A 13,722-nucleotide genomic window follows, 5' to 3' on the forward strand; every position below is an offset into this window, starting at 1 on the left:
CGCCCATGTCCGTGCCGCGCGTCGAGGCCACGCCGGCCGCCGAGGCCCTCATCCACAAGATGCAGGGCCTTCACGGTCCGCTCCTCTTCCACCAGTCCGGCGGCTGCTGCGACGGCAGCGCGCCCATGTGCTTCCCGCGCGGCGACTTCCGCGTGGGACAGGAGGACGTGTACCTGGGTGAAATCGCCGGCACGCCCTTCTACATGTCCGGCCCGCAGTTCCAGCTCTGGCGCCACACCCACCTCACCGTGGACGTGGTGCCCGGCCGCGGCAGCGGCTTCTCCGTCGAGGCCCCCGAGGGCGTGCGCTTCCTCATCCGCTCACGCCTCTTCACGGACGACGAGCACCGCGCGCTCGAACAAGCGGGGCCCCCGCTCCAGGGCCCCCAGCACTGAAGGCCGCGCCCTGGAGCCTCCCTCACGGCTCCAGGGCAGGCGGGGGCCGCGCCTCCCCCGCGTTCCGGGGCAGCCGCAGCGTGAAGGTGGCGCCCCGCCCCGGCTGGCTGTCCACGTCGATGCGGCCGCCCAGCGCCTCGACGATCTGGCGGCTGATGTAGAGCCCCAGCCCCATGCCGCCGTAGTGCCGCTCGCTCACGGCGCGCTCGAAGCGGCCGAAGAGGCGCGGCAGCGCGTCCGCTTCGATGCCGATGCCCTCGTCGCGCACCTCCACCCAGGCCTCGTCGCGCGCGTCCACGCCCGCGCGCACCGACACCGGGTGGCCCGCGCCGTACTTCGCCGCGTTGGAGAGCAGGTTCACCAGCACCTGGTCCAGGCGCAGCGCGTCCCACTGGCCCGTCAGCGTGCGCGGCAGCTCCAGCCGGAGGGAACACCCCGCCTGGGTGAACACGTCCCCCAGCCGCTCCAGCGCGTCGCGCGTCAGCTCCGCCAGGTCCACCTCCGCGCGCTCCAGCGCCAGCTTGCCCAGGGACATCCGGCTCACGTCCAGCAAGTTGTCCACCAGCGCCGTCAGCCGGAGCACCTGCCGCCGCGCGGTGTTCAGCCTCCCCGTCACGGGCCCGGGCGTGCCCGCCGTCTCCAGCGCCCGGCCGATGAGGTTGTGCTGGAGGATGAGGCTGGTGAGCGGCGTCTTCAACTCGTGGCTCGCCACGGAGAGGAACTCGTCGCGCAGCCGCACCGCGGACTGGGCGTCGTGGAACAGGCGCGCGTTCTCCAGCGCCACGCTCAAGCGCAGCGCCAGCTCCTCCGCCATCTTCACGTCCGCGGCCACCAGCGTGCGCTGGGGCTCGGCGGTGAACAGCGTGATGACGCCCAGCGTGCGGCCCCGCGCGCGCAGCGGCACCGCCAGCACGGACGTGGGCTCCAGGCTGTCCACCAGCGCCCGGTGCGCGTCGCTGGCGGAGACGGCGCCGCACCACTTGAAGTCCAGGCGCGACAGGAAGCAGACCTCGCCCGTGCGGAAGCACTGGAGCGCCGGGTGCGCCGGTCCCCGGTCCATTCCGGCCAGGGCGGCGTGCAGCCGCTCGTCGTGCTCGGGCACGCGGTGGGCCGCCGTCACCCGCCGCAGGGTGCCGTCCGGCGCGGCCAGGTCCACCAGGCAGCCGGTGGCCACGTGGTCCACCACCAGCCGCGCCACCTCCGGCAGCGCGGCCTCCACGTCGTCCAGGCGCAGCGCCAGCACGCGGCTCGCGTCCAGGAGCAGTTGCAGCCGCTCCTCGGCCTCCTTGCGCCGGGTGATGTCCGCCATGGCGCCGGTGAGCTCCGTCACCTTCCCGTCCGGTCCGGCGAAGGACTGCCCCACGCTGTGCAGCCAGCGCACGCCGCCTCCGCGGCGCATCACGCGGAACTCCAGCTCGAAGAAGCCCGGCGACCCGCGCTGGTGGCGGCGGAACTCCGCCTCCACGTGCGGCCGGTCCTCCGGGTGCAGGTGCTCCAGCATGTCCCCCACCCGCACCGAGGAGTCCACCGCCGGCAGGCCCAGCATGTGGTTGAGCGCCGCGTCTCGCAGCTCCTTGCCGCGCACCAGGTCCAGGCGCCAGGTGCCCATGTCGCCCGTCACCAGCGCCTGCCGCAGCCGCTCCGTGCGCTCGCGCAGCGCCTCGTAGAGCGCGGTCCGCTCCAGCGCCTGCGCGCACTGGTGCGCCAGCGCCTCCAGGAACGCGCGCTCCGCGACCGGGAAGACGCGCGGCTCCGGCCACGCGAGCAGCAGCAGGCCCCGCGCCCGGGTGTCTCCCCACAGCGGCACCACCGCGCGGGCCCCCGGCCCCAGGCGGCGCGCGAGCTCCGCGTCCTCCGGGTAGCGCGCGAGGAACTCCTCCAGCGAACCGAACCACCCCGACTCGCGCCGCAGGTCCTGGAGCCCCCTCCGGGCGGCGCCGCTCGGCGGGCGGTTGAAGGCGGCCAGCGCGTCCTCGGGGTACCCCAGCACGCGCAGCGGGCGCACGAGGCCGTCCTCCTCCAGCGCCAGCACCGCGACGCGCGTGGCGCCGCTCGCCTCCCACACCTCGCGCGCCAGCACCTGCGCCACCGCGTCCTCCGTGGCCGCGCGGGACAGGGCCGCCGTCACCGCCTGCAGCCGCGCCGTGCGCGCCTGGGCCTGACGGGCCTCGCCATACAGGAGCGCGTTGTCCAGCGACAGCGCGGCCCGGCGCGCCAGCTCGCGCGCCAGCTCCAGGTCGCATTCACCGAAGCGGCCGGCCGTGCCAGACATCAATGACAGACATCCCAGCACCCGCCCCCGCGCCACCAGCGGCACCAGCATCACGGAGCGGCAGCCCAGGCGCCACGTCTCCTCCAGGGCCTCGTTGCCCCGGGCCAGCGCCAGGAAGTCCTGCTCGGGCACCTCCCGGATGAGGCGGGGCTGGCCGGTGCCCAGCACCTGGGCCACGCCCTGGGAGCCGTTGTCCCGCAGGGCCCAGCGCTCGGCAATGGCATACACGGTGGGCACGAGCGAGGGGTCGCGGTGCGCCGCGGCCCGGCGCACCACCGCGAGGGACGGCGTGACGACGTCCACCGTGCACCAGTCCGCCAGCGCCGGCACCACCAGCTCCGCCAACTGGCGCAGCACCGTGGGCTCATCCAGCGACGACGACAACACCTCGCCCGCGCGGGCCAGGAACGCGAAGCGGCCCTCCTCCGCGGGGGCCGGGGCCTCTTGAGCACCGGCCAGGGGCGCGACCGCCTCCACCGTGTTGCCTTCGCGCGTGATGGCCGGCGCTCCCGGCGGCACGCCCTCTCCGGACACGGACACCGCCGCGCCGTTCGCCGTCACGGCGGACGGCGGCGGGGGCTCACCGGGAGGTTCGGTCGAAGACTCGTGAGATGGTTCGGGCATGGAGCGCGGGTCATGGCGTCACGGGGATGACGCCCCACCAAAGGGACGCTCCGATAATGACGGTCCCCGGCGGGCGACAAGCCTCCAGGGGCGCGGAACTCCTGGCGAGTGTCCGGCAGGCAACCCGCCCGGCCCGCCCGTGCGCGGCGGCTCAGCCCGCCGCCACGTCCGGTGGAGGCGGGTTCCACCACACCGCCCCCTTCCCCTGGATGGCGGCGTGCGCCCGCTCCCGCACCGCCCGCATCCCCGCGGCGTCCAGGGGCTGGAAGGCGGAGGCCGCGTGCAGCGCGGCGTCCTGTTCGTTCGGGAAGCCCATCCCCATCAACATCACGTCCGGCTCCAACGTCAGCGTGTAGCGCACGCACTCCGCCACCGACAGGTGCGGCAGCAGCGGCGTGCCCGGCGCCGCTCCGCCGGAGCCGACCTTGCCGCGCGGGCGCGCCTGGAGCGGCCGGCCGTAGCCCTCCGTGTCCCCCAGCAGCTTGCCCGCGCCGAACGTCTTGAAGGACACCACGCCCACGCCGTGGGCCCTGGCCAGGGGCAGCACCTGTTCCACGTAGCGCGCGTCCACGAACGGCCCCAGCGGGAACATCACCACGTCGCACCGCCCGGAGCGCACCGCCGCCACCAGCGCGTCCGGGTGGTGGCAGGAGATGCCCTTGAAGCGCGCCTGCCCCTTCGCCACGCACGCCTCCAACTGCGCCAGCGCGCCGCCCGGCCGGGCCAGCTCCTCCCACTGCGCCAGCGACTTCACCGCGTGCAGCGCGAACAGGTCCACCGACGGCAGGCCCAGCCGCCGCAGGGACGCCTCCACCTGCGGCGCCACCGGCGCGTCCAGCTCGTCCACCTTGTCGATGACGAACACGCCCTCACGCCGGCCGCGCAGCGCCTCGCCCACCACCTCTTCGCTCAGGCCGTCCTCGTAGCCGGGCGCCGTGTCGATGACGTTGAGCCCCGCGTCCAGCGCCCGCGCGAGCGTGGCGACCAGCTCCTCGCGCGGCACCGTGCGGTCCGCCAGGTCGCCAATGCCCACCGCCGTCGCGGTGAAGCCCGTGCGCCCGAGCGCGCGGCGCGGGGTGAAGCGGGGAAGCGGTGTCGTGCTCATGCAGGAGTCCTCCCGTGGGACAAGGAGGAGCACAGCATCTCACCGCGCGCCACGCCCCGCGCGGTTCTTGTCCCAGATGGCTCCCAGGATGAGCAGGTAGGCCATCAGGCGGACGACATACAGGTAGTGGAGGCGCTCGGTGTCCAGGTCCGGCGCCACCAGCGTGCCCAGCAGGCTGTGGACCCCCATCAGCGTGAAGGCCAGGGAGAACAGCGCGAACAGCCGGTCCTTCGACTGGAGGTAGAAGCGCAGGAAGAACAGGGCGCACGCCAGGTACGCCATCAACACCGCGCCATCGAGCAGGATCTTGAACATGGTGTCCCCCCCTAGGACACGTCCCAGATGAGGCCGAACAGCAACACGCTGGCGCCCGCCAGCGACGTGACGGTGCGCGCCAGCGACAGGTCGCCCGCGGGAATCAGCACCAGGTCCACGAAGAGCAGCATGTTGTTCACGGTGAAGAGCAGGAAGCACAGGCCGCTGTAGAGCAGCAGCTTCATCCGCGTGCGCCGCCACGCCCGCAGCAGCAGCACCGCGCACGCCGCGCTCGTCAACGCGCACAGGATGTAGACCGCCTCAGCCATGTCCGTCGCCGTCCTTGTCCTGTTTGAGCACGAACGCGTCCGCGAAGCCCCTCACCCGGTCCATGGGACGTGAGAAGATGAATGAAATCACGCTCACCCGGCGCGACGCGTACGCCGCCGCCAGCTCCGCCGTGGCCTGCACGTCCTCCGAGCGGCCGGGGCTGAAGCGGTAGGCGTCCGCCTCCACCCCATCCTGGAGCAGCAGCCCTCCCGTCTTCAGCTCCGCCATCCGGCGGGCCGCGGAGGCTTCGGTGATACGCAGTTCCAGGGCCACCGCCGGCGCCGTCCACGCCCGCTCCGTCCGGGCGCGAAGCAGGAGGAGCACCTCCAGCTTCTCGATGGAATCGATGTGCGTCGTGAGGAAGCGCTGGACCCGTGGTGCGAGGCCGGCGTCAGTCACGTCTCCACCTATGAACCCAGATACTTTGTGAATCAACCTTTTCGGTAGGGGCGGTTGTTCACAGTCCCACACGAGCCTGTCGGCCTGCCTGCTCTGGGTGCGTCACGCCAGGGGGCGCCTGATTCCGCCTAGTTGCGCACGCGCGGGGCGGGGGCGCGGACGCGGACGTCCATGCGGGCGTCGCCGGCCACCATGCTGCTCAGGGCCTCCGGCTGGGACGGCGACAGGCGGGCCACGGCGCGCAGGGCGGCCACCAGGATGAGGGACTCCAGGCTGGAGGGCACGGACAGCCCCTGGGGGCCGGCCTTCACGGGCAGGGGCAGCCGGGGGGCGCGGCCGGCCGCGGACAGCGCGTCCACGGCGTAGGCGGGGCGGGACTCCAGCGACACGGTGATGGCGGGCAGGGCCTGCGCCTCCCTGTCGGCGCCGTGCACCTGGAGCTCCAGGAGCCGCCCCAGCGAGCCGGGGGACAGGTAGAGGGCCAGCCCCGAGGGGCCCTCGTCCTCGCCGTGGAAGACGCAGCCCTCGTAGGTGTGCTCGTGCGCGCCCGTCACGTCCACGGTGAAGGCCTGGCTGTCATCCCAGTGCATCCAGGGCTTCGCGTCCCAGAACTCGGTGGCGGCCTGGACGAAGAGCAGCGCCTTGTCGCTGCCCAGCCCGGACACGCCCAACTGGCCCCACGCGAGGAAGGTGGCGATGGCCGCCCGGGCGGAGAGCGCCGCCAGGGACGGGGGCGCCACGGACAGGCCCAGCTCGGCGGCGGCGTCCGCCAGGGCGGGCTCGCACGCGACCTGAGAGGGCTCCAGGCCGGCGGTGAGGGCGCGCACGCCGGCGAGGTCCGTCTGTTCGAAGACGGGAGGGGACGGGTCCCCTGATTCGCCGATGCGCAGGTAGACGCCGGTGGTGCCCACGGAGAGGGGCACGGGACCCAGCTTGAGCAGGTGGAACATGGCGGACCCTCCGGGCACGCGGGCGGTGCGCCTCACCCTCCCCGGGCGCGGGGATTCGCGTCCAGGGACCTGCGGACCTGCTTCATCAGGGCCCGGATGTCGAACGGCTTCTGGAGGAACTCCATGCCCGGGTGCAGGCGCTTGAGGCCGTTGACGTCCACGGCGCTCATGCCCAGCACGGGGATGTGGCGCAGGAGCGGGTCCTCCTGGATGCGCGCGATGAGCGCGGGGCCGTCCAGCACGGGCATCATCCAGTCCGTCAGCACCAGGTCCGGCTTCACCTCCGCCATGCGCTCCAGGGCCTCGCGGCCATGGGACGCCGTGAGCACGCGGTAGCCCTCCTCCCTCAGAAGGTCCGCGAGCGCTTCCAGGATGCCCTGTTCGTCGTCCACCACCAGCACGGTCTCGGTCGCGGGAACCACGGAGCCTCTGAGGTCAGGAGTGGTTGCCCGGAACGCGGGCGATGCCGGTGAGCAGCAACTCGGGCGACGGCTGGAAGGGCGGCTGGATCTCGATTCCCTGGGAGGTGATGACGAACTCGCGCAGCGTCGGGTCGTAGTCCGCGTCGCGCAGCTTGAAGATGGACAGCAGCCGCCGCAGGCGGCCGTTGAGCTCCAGGTGGCGCATGAACAGCAGGTTCTCCGCCACGCCGGACAGGCCGGTCCCCAGGGGGACGTCCATGTCCGGGCCGAAGAGGCGCGGCGTCTCCAGCGTGAAGACGGTCGTCACCCCGTGGCGTCGCAATTCCTGCGTGAGCGCGGCGAAGAAGGGGCTGATGCGCGCCGGCTCGTGGGTGGTCTCCACCATGGCGCTCAGCCCGTCCACGAACAGGCGCTTCACGCCGCGTCTGCGCACGTCCTCCACCAGCGTGTGCGCCACCAGGTCCAGGTTGCACTCCGCGGGCATGTTCCACTGGAGCACCAGCCGGCCGTCCTTCACCGCGCTGCCCAGCGACAGCCCCACGTTGGCCGCCTTGTGCATCAGCCGGTCCGGCCCCTCGTAGAAGCTCACCATCAGGCAGGGCTCGCCCAGGCGCAGCCCCTCCGCCAGGTGGCTGACGCCGAGGATTGTCTTTCCGCAGCCCGGGGGCCCCATCACCAGCGTGGTGGAGGCCGCGGCGATGCCCTCCGGAATCATGGCGTCCAGCGTGGGCACGCCGAAGCGCACGCGCTGGGTGCCCCAGTCCGGGGGCTGCGCGCGGCTGACCATGGTCTCCAGGCGGGGGAAGACCTCCAGGCCCGCCTCGGAGATGCGGAAGTGGTGCGCGCCGTTGAGGCTGGCGCTGCCGCGGAACTTGCGCACCTGGATTTCACGCCACGAGCGCATGGCCGCCGTGCGCTCGCGCAGCTCCAGGATGCCGTCCACCATGGTGTACTCCGGGTGCACGGTGGGGCCCACGCTGCTGGTGAGCAGGAGCGCGGTGAAGCGCGACAGGCCGGCGGACACCTGGAGCTCGTGGATGAACTTCTTGAAGTCGCGGCTGCTGCCCGCGGCCTCCTGCGCCTGCACCAGGCCGTCCAGCACCAGGATGCCCGCGCCGTGGTTGCGCATCTCCCGGCGCAGGAGCTCCAGCAGGCCCGGCAGCCCCTGCTCCTCCAGCATGCGGAAGCCGCTGACGTAGTAGATGCGCTGGGGCAGTTGGGAGGCGTCGAAGAACGCCATGCTGCGCAGGTTCGCCAGCATGCGCGAGTGCGACTCGGCGAGCAGCGTCACGTACAGACAGCGCGTGCCCTGGCGCGCCTGCGAGTAGCAAAGCTGGTTGGCGAAGATGGTCTTCCCCGCGCCGGGCTCCCCCACCACGATGTAGACGCCTGAGGCCACCAGGCCACCGCCCAGGATGGGATCCAGTCCGGGCACGCCTGTCGCGATGCGCTCGAAGACGGGGGGGTGCTGCTCGCTAGGGGACATGACGACCGCTCATACCGTAAAACCCGGGGTGTCGCCCTGGGAGTTTCGCGCCGGAGCCCCCTGCCCCCTGGAGCCCTCACCGTGGAAACCCTCGTCCGGTTCGCCGAAGGCCTGGGCCGCTTCTCCGCGCGCTTCGTCCCCAGCGCCTTCGCCATCGCGGTGCTGCTCACGCTGCTCACCATGGCGCTGGCCCTGGGCTGGGTGGGCGCCGCGCCGCCGGTGGTGCTGGACGCGTGGGGCGGGGGCTTCTGGGAGCTGCTCACCTTCTCCATGCAGATGGCCCTGGTGATGTTCACCGGCTACCTGCTCGCGCTCACCGCGCCGGTGAAGGCGCTGCTGGAAGGGGTGGCCCGCCTGCCCCGAAGCCCCCGGAGCGCCACCGCGCTGATGGCGGCGGTGTCCATGGCGCTCGCGTACTTCAACTGGGGCCTGTCGCTCGTCGCCAGCGCCATGCTGGTGCGCTTCATCGCGCGCAGGCGCCCGGACGTGGACTACCGGCTGCTGGTGGCGTGCGCCTACTTCGGCCTGGGCGCCACGTGGCACGCGGGCCTGTCCGCCTCCGCGCCGCTGCTGGTGGCGACGCCGGGGCACTTCCTGGAGAAGCAGTTGGGGGTCATCCCCATCGACCGGACGCTCTTCTCCCCCTTCAACGTGGGCCTCACGCTGGCCGCGGTGGCGCTGCTCACGGCGCTGGCGTGGGCGCTGCATCCCTCACCGGAGCGCACGGTGCGCGTGGAGCCCGCGGTGCTGGAGAAGCTGGGCGACTTCGTCCCGCCAGGGAAGCCGCCAGGGCGCTTGAGCCCCGCGGAGTGGTTGGATCACGCGTGGCTGCTCAACGTCCTCTTCGGCGTGCTGGGCCTGGCGTGGTTCGCGCGGCACCTGTGGCTCAACGGCGGCTGGAAGGCGCTCAACCTCAACGGGGTGAACTTCACCTTCCTCACGCTGGCGGTGCTGCTGCACGGCACGCCCGCCCGGCTGCTCAAGGCGAGCGAGGAGGCCGCGAGCGTGCTGCACGGCATCGTGCTGCAGTTCCCGCTGTACGCGGGCATCTACGGCATCTTCAAGGCCACGGGGCTCACGGACCGCATCGGGGAGCTCTTCGTGTCGCTGTCCACGCAGAAGACCTTCCCCGCCATCGTGTACCTGTACAGCGGCGTGGTGAACTACTTCGTGCCTTCTGGCGGCTCCAAGTGGGCCATCGAAGCGCCCTACCTGCTGGACGCGGCGGGGCGGCTGGGCGTGGCGCCGGAGAAGGTGGTGCTCGCGTACGCGTGGGGCGACATGGCCACGGACCTCATCCAGCCCTTCTGGGCGCTGCCGCTGCTGGCCGTGGCCCGCCTGGAGTTCAAGGACATCCTCGGCTTCCTCCTGGTGGCCTTCCTCGCGTACCTGCCGCTGGTGACGCTGGGCTTCTTCCTGTTCGGGTAGCGCGGCGCGGCGTCCCCGGTGTGAAACCCCGGTATCCGGGACTCGGGGAATGGCGCGGGATGTTTCATGGTAGACACGCACACCGAGCGGCCGGACGTGGGCCGGCCGCCTTCAACGACAACGAGGGGACCCCAAGTCATGAAGAGCCTGTTCAACGGAAGCGTGCTGTGCGCGGTGCTGGGTGTGGCGGCGGTGGCGGGGGCGCAGGAGGCGGCGGCGCCGGCCGCGGAGCCGGTGAAGGCCCCCAGCGCGGACGCGGTGCGCGACACCTGGAACTACTTCTACAAGGGCCAGGGCCAGGGTCCCGTGCTGGTGGAGGCCAAGCTCTGCACGGAGGTGGCCAAGGACGGCCCCAACAAGTACGAGTGCACCGCCGAGGTGGGCCCCGAGGGCGTCAAGGCGGGCACCAACGTGATGCTGTGGCAGAGCTACCTGGTGCCCCAGGGCGACTCCATCGACGACATCACGGTGCAGGTGAAGCAGGGCGCCACCGTGCGTGAGACGAAGGACGTGAAGGTGAAGGGCGAGGGCTGGCGCGCGCGTCAGTGGACCGGCGTGCGGCTGCCCAAGGCCGGCGCGTGGACCGTGACCGTCATGCGCGGCGACCAGGTGCTCAAGGAAGTGCCGGTGAAGGTGCTGTAGTCCTTCAGCCCGTCCAGGACACGACACATCCATCGACGCCCGCCGGGGAGACCCGCGCGGGCGTCTTTCTTTACCGGCTCCCCTCCCCGCGGTCGGCAGGAATTACCGGCTGACGGACACCGCCCCCGCCCTCGCATCCGGCTCCCCACGGGCGCCCCCGAGGGGACATCCTTGCCATCCCCCTTTGGCCGCGCCCTTGCAGTAGGGCCAGGGCGCGGTTGAAGGGCGGGGGAGTCGGGGTTGGGTGGGGCGGGTCCGGGACGGGGGGCGGCGGTGGCGTGGATTCGGATGGCGGTGTTCGTGGGGGGGCTCTTCCTCGTGGGGTGCGAGGAAGCCCGAGCCACGGCGCCGCGCATCCCGGTACTCGGTGAGGTGGGTGGACAGGGAGCGCCAGAGGGCGTGGAGGGCCACGTGTGGTCGCGGACCCTGAGGGTTGGGGACCCTCAGGCTCCGCACGCGGTGGTGACCTCCAACGGGGACGTCCTGGTGGCGGCGACCTACCAAGAACCCATCGACCTGGGGGCGGGTCCCCTGCCCTTCAATCGCAACGTCGTGGCGCCACACCTGCTGGTGGCGCGGTATTCGCCGGAGGGCACGCTGAGGTGGGCGCGGGGCTGGACGCCCGACCACGAGGCGCGGGCCCGCGTGGGCGGCCTGGCGGTGGACGCCCACGACAACATCTTCCTCACGGGCATGTCCGCGGGCTTCACCCGCGAAGGCGCCGCGCTGCCGGAGGGGCCGTTCCTGGCCCGGCTGGACGGCGGCGGCGCGCTGGACTGGGTGCGCTCGCTGCCGGGGGAGGGGCCGGTGGCGGTGAACGGCGTCACGTCCGACCACCATGGGGGCGCGGTGCTGGTGGGGGACTTCGCCGGCGCGCGCGACCTGGGAGAGGGATTGCAGCGCACGCCCCAGGGCAGGCACGCGGGCTTCGCGCTGAGCGTGGGGCCCGGGGGTGAGCAGCGCTGGAGCCGCGTGTGGATGCCTTCAGGCGAGGGCGAGGTCTCCGCGCGGGCGGTGGCGGTGGATGTCTTTGGCGACGTGCACGTGGTGGGCGGCTACGCGGGGGCGGTGTCGTTTGGCGACGCGACCTTCGTCACCGTGCGCCAGCACACGCCCTTCGTGGTGAAGCTCACCCGGGACGGCGACCCCGTCTGGAGCCACGACGTGCGCGGCACGGACGGCACGGCGGTGTCCGTGGCCGTGGGGGCGGACCGCGTCTTCGTGGGCGGAGGCTTCAGCGGCCGGCTGTACTTCCAGAAGACCTTCCACCGCGCGGACTCGCGCGACGGCTTCCTGCTGGCCTACGACGCGAATGGGAGCCAGCGGTGGGCGCGCACCTTCCCCACCGGCGCGCCGATGGTGGCCACCGACGACGCGGGCCAGTTGACGGTGGCGGGCGGCCATGACGGCGGCCTCGCCCTGGGCGGCGGCGCCCTGCCTCCGGGCCTGTATGTCGCGAAGCTGTTGCCGGAAGAGGGCACGTCGCTCTGGGTGCGCGGGTTCGCGAGCCCCGGCACCGTGGCCCAGGCCCGGAGCGTGAGCGTGGACGCCACCGGCGGCGTGCTGCTCGCCGGTGGCTTCAACCGGCCCGTGCCGGAGGACGGACCGTCACGGCCGCTGCAGGACGGCTTCCTGCTCAGGCTCCACCCCTGACGTCAGGCCCCGATGCCCTCGGGGTCCGTGGCCAGCTCTCCGCCCAGGTGCATGCCCGTCTGGCAGCGGTAGTCCGTGACGAGCGACGCGGCCAGCACCTTCACGCCCAGCAGCACGTGCAGCGCCGCCGCCACCGGCGAGCGCTTCGCGTACCCCAGCACGAAGGGCGCCAGCACCGCGCCCAGGCCATAGGCGTAGTCCGCCAGCTCGTGCGCCTCGATGGGGATGAGCTTCGTGAGGCTCAGCCGGTAGTCCGTGAACAGCGACACGCCCACCGCGGCCCCGCCCAGCGCCCAGCCGGCCGCCTTCGCCCTGCTGTCACCGGACGCGTTCCCCACCGCCACCAGCGCCGCGCCTCCCACGTAGTCCAGCACCGAGTGCAGGTCCTGCGACACCCAACGGCGCAGGGGCAGCCGGCCGAACAGCGGACGCGACAGGATGCCCGCCGCCGCGCTGTGGTCCCGCAGCCGGCGCCACTCGCGGCGCACGGCGCCCTCCGGGCGCGGAGGGACTGGGGGCAGCAGGCGCTCGGGGCCTCGGACCTCGTACATGACGTGACTCCTCCGCGGGCCGTCGTGGCCTCGCGAAGGAACGGTAGCCACGCTCCCAGAGCCGGGCGCCAGGGCGGCCCCTGTCCCGCGCCCGCCTGCCTGCGCCCGCCATGGGTGGGGAGTGCGACCACCCCGCGAACTGTTGGCTGCTCAGCAAGGGGGCTTCCACCCACCCCGCTCCGCCGGGCAGACTGTCGTTCGCACTCAGGCCCTCACATTTCGAGAGGGCCGACCGCTCAGAACGCGGTGGGTGCCGCGCCCCACCCAACAAAGAGAAGACGATTCATGGCTACTGGTACGGTGAAGTGGTTCAACGATGCGAAGGGCTTTGGCTTCATCACGCAGGACGGCGGTGGTGAGGACGTGTTCTGCCACCACAGCGCCATCAACATGGACGGCTTCCGCACCCTGGCCGAGGGCCAGAAGGTGGAGTTCGAGGTGACGCGCGGCCCCAAGGGCCTCCAGGCCCAGAACGTTCGCGCAGTGGGTGGATAACAACCCGCTCCGGGTCAAACCCAGAGCACGGAAGCCCGGTCCCGCTCGCGCGGGCCGGGCTTCTTCATTTTTACAACCTGCCGGGAAGGAAAAACACGCAATCCCTTTCAAACCTTCCATCCCACCGGGAATCACGGGGGGGCTGGTGAAAGTCCGAAAGACGTCTGTTAGGCTTTGATCCTGCGAGGGAGGGCGCACCTATGTTCGAAGTCACCAACGATGTCAGCCGTCGGACCATCACTGCCCGCATGAGCGGTTTCATGCGGCCCAACGAAATGAAGGAGTACGTGGCCGTCTACAAGAAGGCCACGGACAGCTACGGCGGAGGGCGGCACCTGGTTCTGGCCGACATGCGGGGCCTGCGCCCGCTGGAGCCGGAATCCGCGAAGCTGTTCTCCGAGATCGTCGACCACGGGCGCAAGAACGGCTGCGCGATGTGCGCGCACGTGTCGGACTCCACCATCGCGCGGCTGCAGACGGCCCGCGTGGCGTCGGAAGCATCCCCCAACGACGACATCACCGTGGATTGTGTGTCGCTGGAGGAAGCGCAGAACCAGCTCGCCAAGGCGCGCGTGCGCCTGCTCAACGGCGAAGGCTTCTCGGCCGCTCGCTAGAGCTGTTCCTTCCGGGCAGGACGCCCGCGAACGCCCCGTCTCCGGCGAAGCCCGGAGCCGGTGGCCCCGCGGAAGGACGCCTGGCCGGGAAATGTTTCATC

Annotated in this window: 15 protein-coding genes; 6 read left to right on the forward strand and 9 right to left on the reverse strand. The window is 72.1% G+C overall.

Features of this window, described 5'->3' with window-relative positions; all coding sequences use genetic code 11:
- The first annotated feature begins 5 nt into the window (after window positions 1–5).
- Window positions 6–395 (forward strand): DUF779 domain-containing protein, encoded by a 390-nt coding sequence (locus K8556_RS07825; protein ID WP_223739397.1) that lies wholly within the window; start codon window positions 6–8, stop codon window positions 393–395.
- Between the two features lie 22 nt (window positions 396–417).
- On the opposite strand, the gene K8556_RS07830 is transcribed toward K8556_RS07825, so the two are convergent.
- The 8 genes from K8556_RS07830 to K8556_RS07865 all read right to left on the reverse strand — a co-directional run bounded on the left by K8556_RS07830 (window position 418) and on the right by K8556_RS07865 (window position 8,238).
- Complete coding sequence (locus tag K8556_RS07830; RefSeq protein WP_223739398.1) at window positions 418–3,291, reverse strand: ATP-binding protein; 2,874 nt, start codon at window positions 3,289–3,291, stop codon at window positions 418–420.
- A 151-nt stretch (window positions 3,292–3,442) separates the two neighbouring features.
- The gene (locus K8556_RS07835) at window positions 3,443–4,396 is read right to left on the reverse strand and encodes an aldo/keto reductase (RefSeq protein ID WP_223739399.1); all 954 of its coding nucleotides are present in this window, start codon (window positions 4,394–4,396) and stop codon (window positions 3,443–3,445) included.
- A gap of 39 nt (window positions 4,397–4,435) precedes the next feature.
- Entirely contained in the window at window positions 4,436–4,711 is a 276-nt protein-coding gene (locus K8556_RS07840) for a DUF5985 family protein (protein ID WP_223739400.1), read from the reverse strand.
- A gap of 11 nt (window positions 4,712–4,722) precedes the next feature.
- Window positions 4,723–4,980 carry a DUF5985 family protein gene (locus K8556_RS07845; protein WP_223739401.1) on the reverse strand — a complete coding sequence of 86 codons (258 nt, stop codon included), beginning with the start codon at window positions 4,978–4,980 and terminating at the stop codon, window positions 4,723–4,725.
- Window positions 4,973–5,380 carry a hypothetical protein gene (locus K8556_RS07850; protein WP_223739402.1) on the reverse strand — a complete coding sequence of 136 codons (408 nt, stop codon included), beginning with the start codon at window positions 5,378–5,380 and terminating at the stop codon, window positions 4,973–4,975. Before K8556_RS07850 ends, K8556_RS07845 begins: the two co-directional genes overlap by 8 nt.
- Window positions 5,381–5,508: 128 nt before the next feature.
- Entirely contained in the window at window positions 5,509–6,330 is an 822-nt protein-coding gene (locus K8556_RS07855) for a hypothetical protein (protein ID WP_223739403.1), read from the reverse strand.
- A gap of 32 nt (window positions 6,331–6,362) precedes the next feature.
- The gene (locus K8556_RS07860; RefSeq protein ID WP_223739404.1) at window positions 6,363–6,752 is read right to left on the reverse strand and encodes a response regulator; all 390 of its coding nucleotides are present in this window, start codon (window positions 6,750–6,752) and stop codon (window positions 6,363–6,365) included.
- Between the two features lie 13 nt (window positions 6,753–6,765).
- Window positions 6,766–8,238 carry an ATPase domain-containing protein gene (locus K8556_RS07865; protein ID WP_223739405.1) on the reverse strand — a complete coding sequence of 491 codons (1,473 nt, stop codon included), beginning with the start codon at window positions 8,236–8,238 and terminating at the stop codon, window positions 6,766–6,768.
- An 81-nt stretch (window positions 8,239–8,319) separates the two neighbouring features.
- On the opposite strand from K8556_RS07865, the gene K8556_RS07870 reads away from it, so the two are divergent.
- From K8556_RS07870 to K8556_RS07880, 3 genes are all read left to right on the forward strand, one after another.
- Window positions 8,320–9,666, forward strand: a complete 1,347-nt coding sequence (locus K8556_RS07870) for a TIGR00366 family protein (protein WP_223739406.1) — start codon at window positions 8,320–8,322, stop codon at window positions 9,664–9,666.
- Window positions 9,667–9,804: 138 nt separating this feature from the next.
- Window positions 9,805–10,308 (forward strand): hypothetical protein, encoded by a 504-nt coding sequence (locus tag K8556_RS07875; RefSeq protein WP_223739407.1) that lies wholly within the window; start codon window positions 9,805–9,807, stop codon window positions 10,306–10,308.
- Between the two features lie 459 nt (window positions 10,309–10,767).
- Window positions 10,768–11,961: a hypothetical protein gene (locus K8556_RS07880; RefSeq protein ID WP_223739408.1), complete on the forward strand. Its 1,194-nt coding sequence runs from the start codon at window positions 10,768–10,770 to the stop codon at window positions 11,959–11,961.
- A gap of 2 nt (window positions 11,962–11,963) precedes the next feature.
- Here the strand turns inward: K8556_RS07880 and K8556_RS07885 are convergent, their stop codons facing one another.
- Entirely contained in the window at window positions 11,964–12,512 is a 549-nt protein-coding gene (locus K8556_RS07885) for a hypothetical protein (RefSeq protein ID WP_223739409.1), read from the reverse strand.
- Window positions 12,513–12,797: 285 nt separating this feature from the next.
- On the opposite strand from K8556_RS07885, the gene K8556_RS07890 reads away from it, so the two are divergent.
- Both K8556_RS07890 and K8556_RS07895 read left to right on the forward strand, forming a co-directional pair.
- Window positions 12,798–13,007 carry a cold-shock protein gene (locus tag K8556_RS07890; RefSeq protein WP_223739410.1) on the forward strand — a complete coding sequence of 70 codons (210 nt, stop codon included), beginning with the start codon at window positions 12,798–12,800 and terminating at the stop codon, window positions 13,005–13,007.
- Window positions 13,008–13,267: 260 nt separating this feature from the next.
- Window positions 13,268–13,621 carry a hypothetical protein gene (locus K8556_RS07895; RefSeq protein ID WP_223739411.1) on the forward strand — a complete coding sequence of 118 codons (354 nt, stop codon included), beginning with the start codon at window positions 13,268–13,270 and terminating at the stop codon, window positions 13,619–13,621.
- Window positions 13,622–13,722: the final 101 nt, after the last annotated feature.

This window comes from Corallococcus sp. AS-1-12, from assembly GCF_020036995.1.
GTDB lineage: Bacteria > Myxococcota > Myxococcia > Myxococcales > Myxococcaceae > Corallococcus.

Coding starts and splice junctions, on each gene's coding strand:
- K8556_RS07845 (WP_223739401.1), bottom strand. CDS start 4,980: ATGGCTGAGGCGGTCTACATCCTGTGCGCGTTGACGAGCGCGGCGTGC.
- K8556_RS07895 (WP_223739411.1), top strand. CDS start 13,268: ATGCGGCCCAACGAAATGAAGGAGTACGTGGCCGTCTACAAGAAGGCC.
- K8556_RS07840 (WP_223739400.1), bottom strand. CDS start 4,711: ATGTTCAAGATCCTGCTCGATGGCGCGGTGTTGATGGCGTACCTGGCG.
- K8556_RS07885 (WP_223739409.1), bottom strand. CDS start 12,512: ATGTACGAGGTCCGAGGCCCCGAGCGCCTGCTGCCCCCAGTCCCTCCG.
- K8556_RS07825 (WP_223739397.1), top strand. CDS start 6: ATGTCCGTGCCGCGCGTCGAGGCCACGCCGGCCGCCGAGGCCCTCATC.
- K8556_RS07890 (WP_223739410.1), top strand. CDS start 12,798: ATGGCTACTGGTACGGTGAAGTGGTTCAACGATGCGAAGGGCTTTGGC.
- K8556_RS07830 (WP_223739398.1), bottom strand. CDS start 3,291: ATGCCCGAACCATCTCACGAGTCTTCGACCGAACCTCCCGGTGAGCCC.
- K8556_RS07865 (WP_223739405.1), bottom strand. CDS start 8,238: ATGTCCCCTAGCGAGCAGCACCCCCCCGTCTTCGAGCGCATCGCGACA.
- K8556_RS07875 (WP_223739407.1), top strand. CDS start 9,805: ATGAAGAGCCTGTTCAACGGAAGCGTGCTGTGCGCGGTGCTGGGTGTG.
- K8556_RS07835 (WP_223739399.1), bottom strand. CDS start 4,396: ATGAGCACGACACCGCTTCCCCGCTTCACCCCGCGCCGCGCGCTCGGG.
- K8556_RS07855 (WP_223739403.1), bottom strand. CDS start 6,330: ATGTTCCACCTGCTCAAGCTGGGTCCCGTGCCCCTCTCCGTGGGCACC.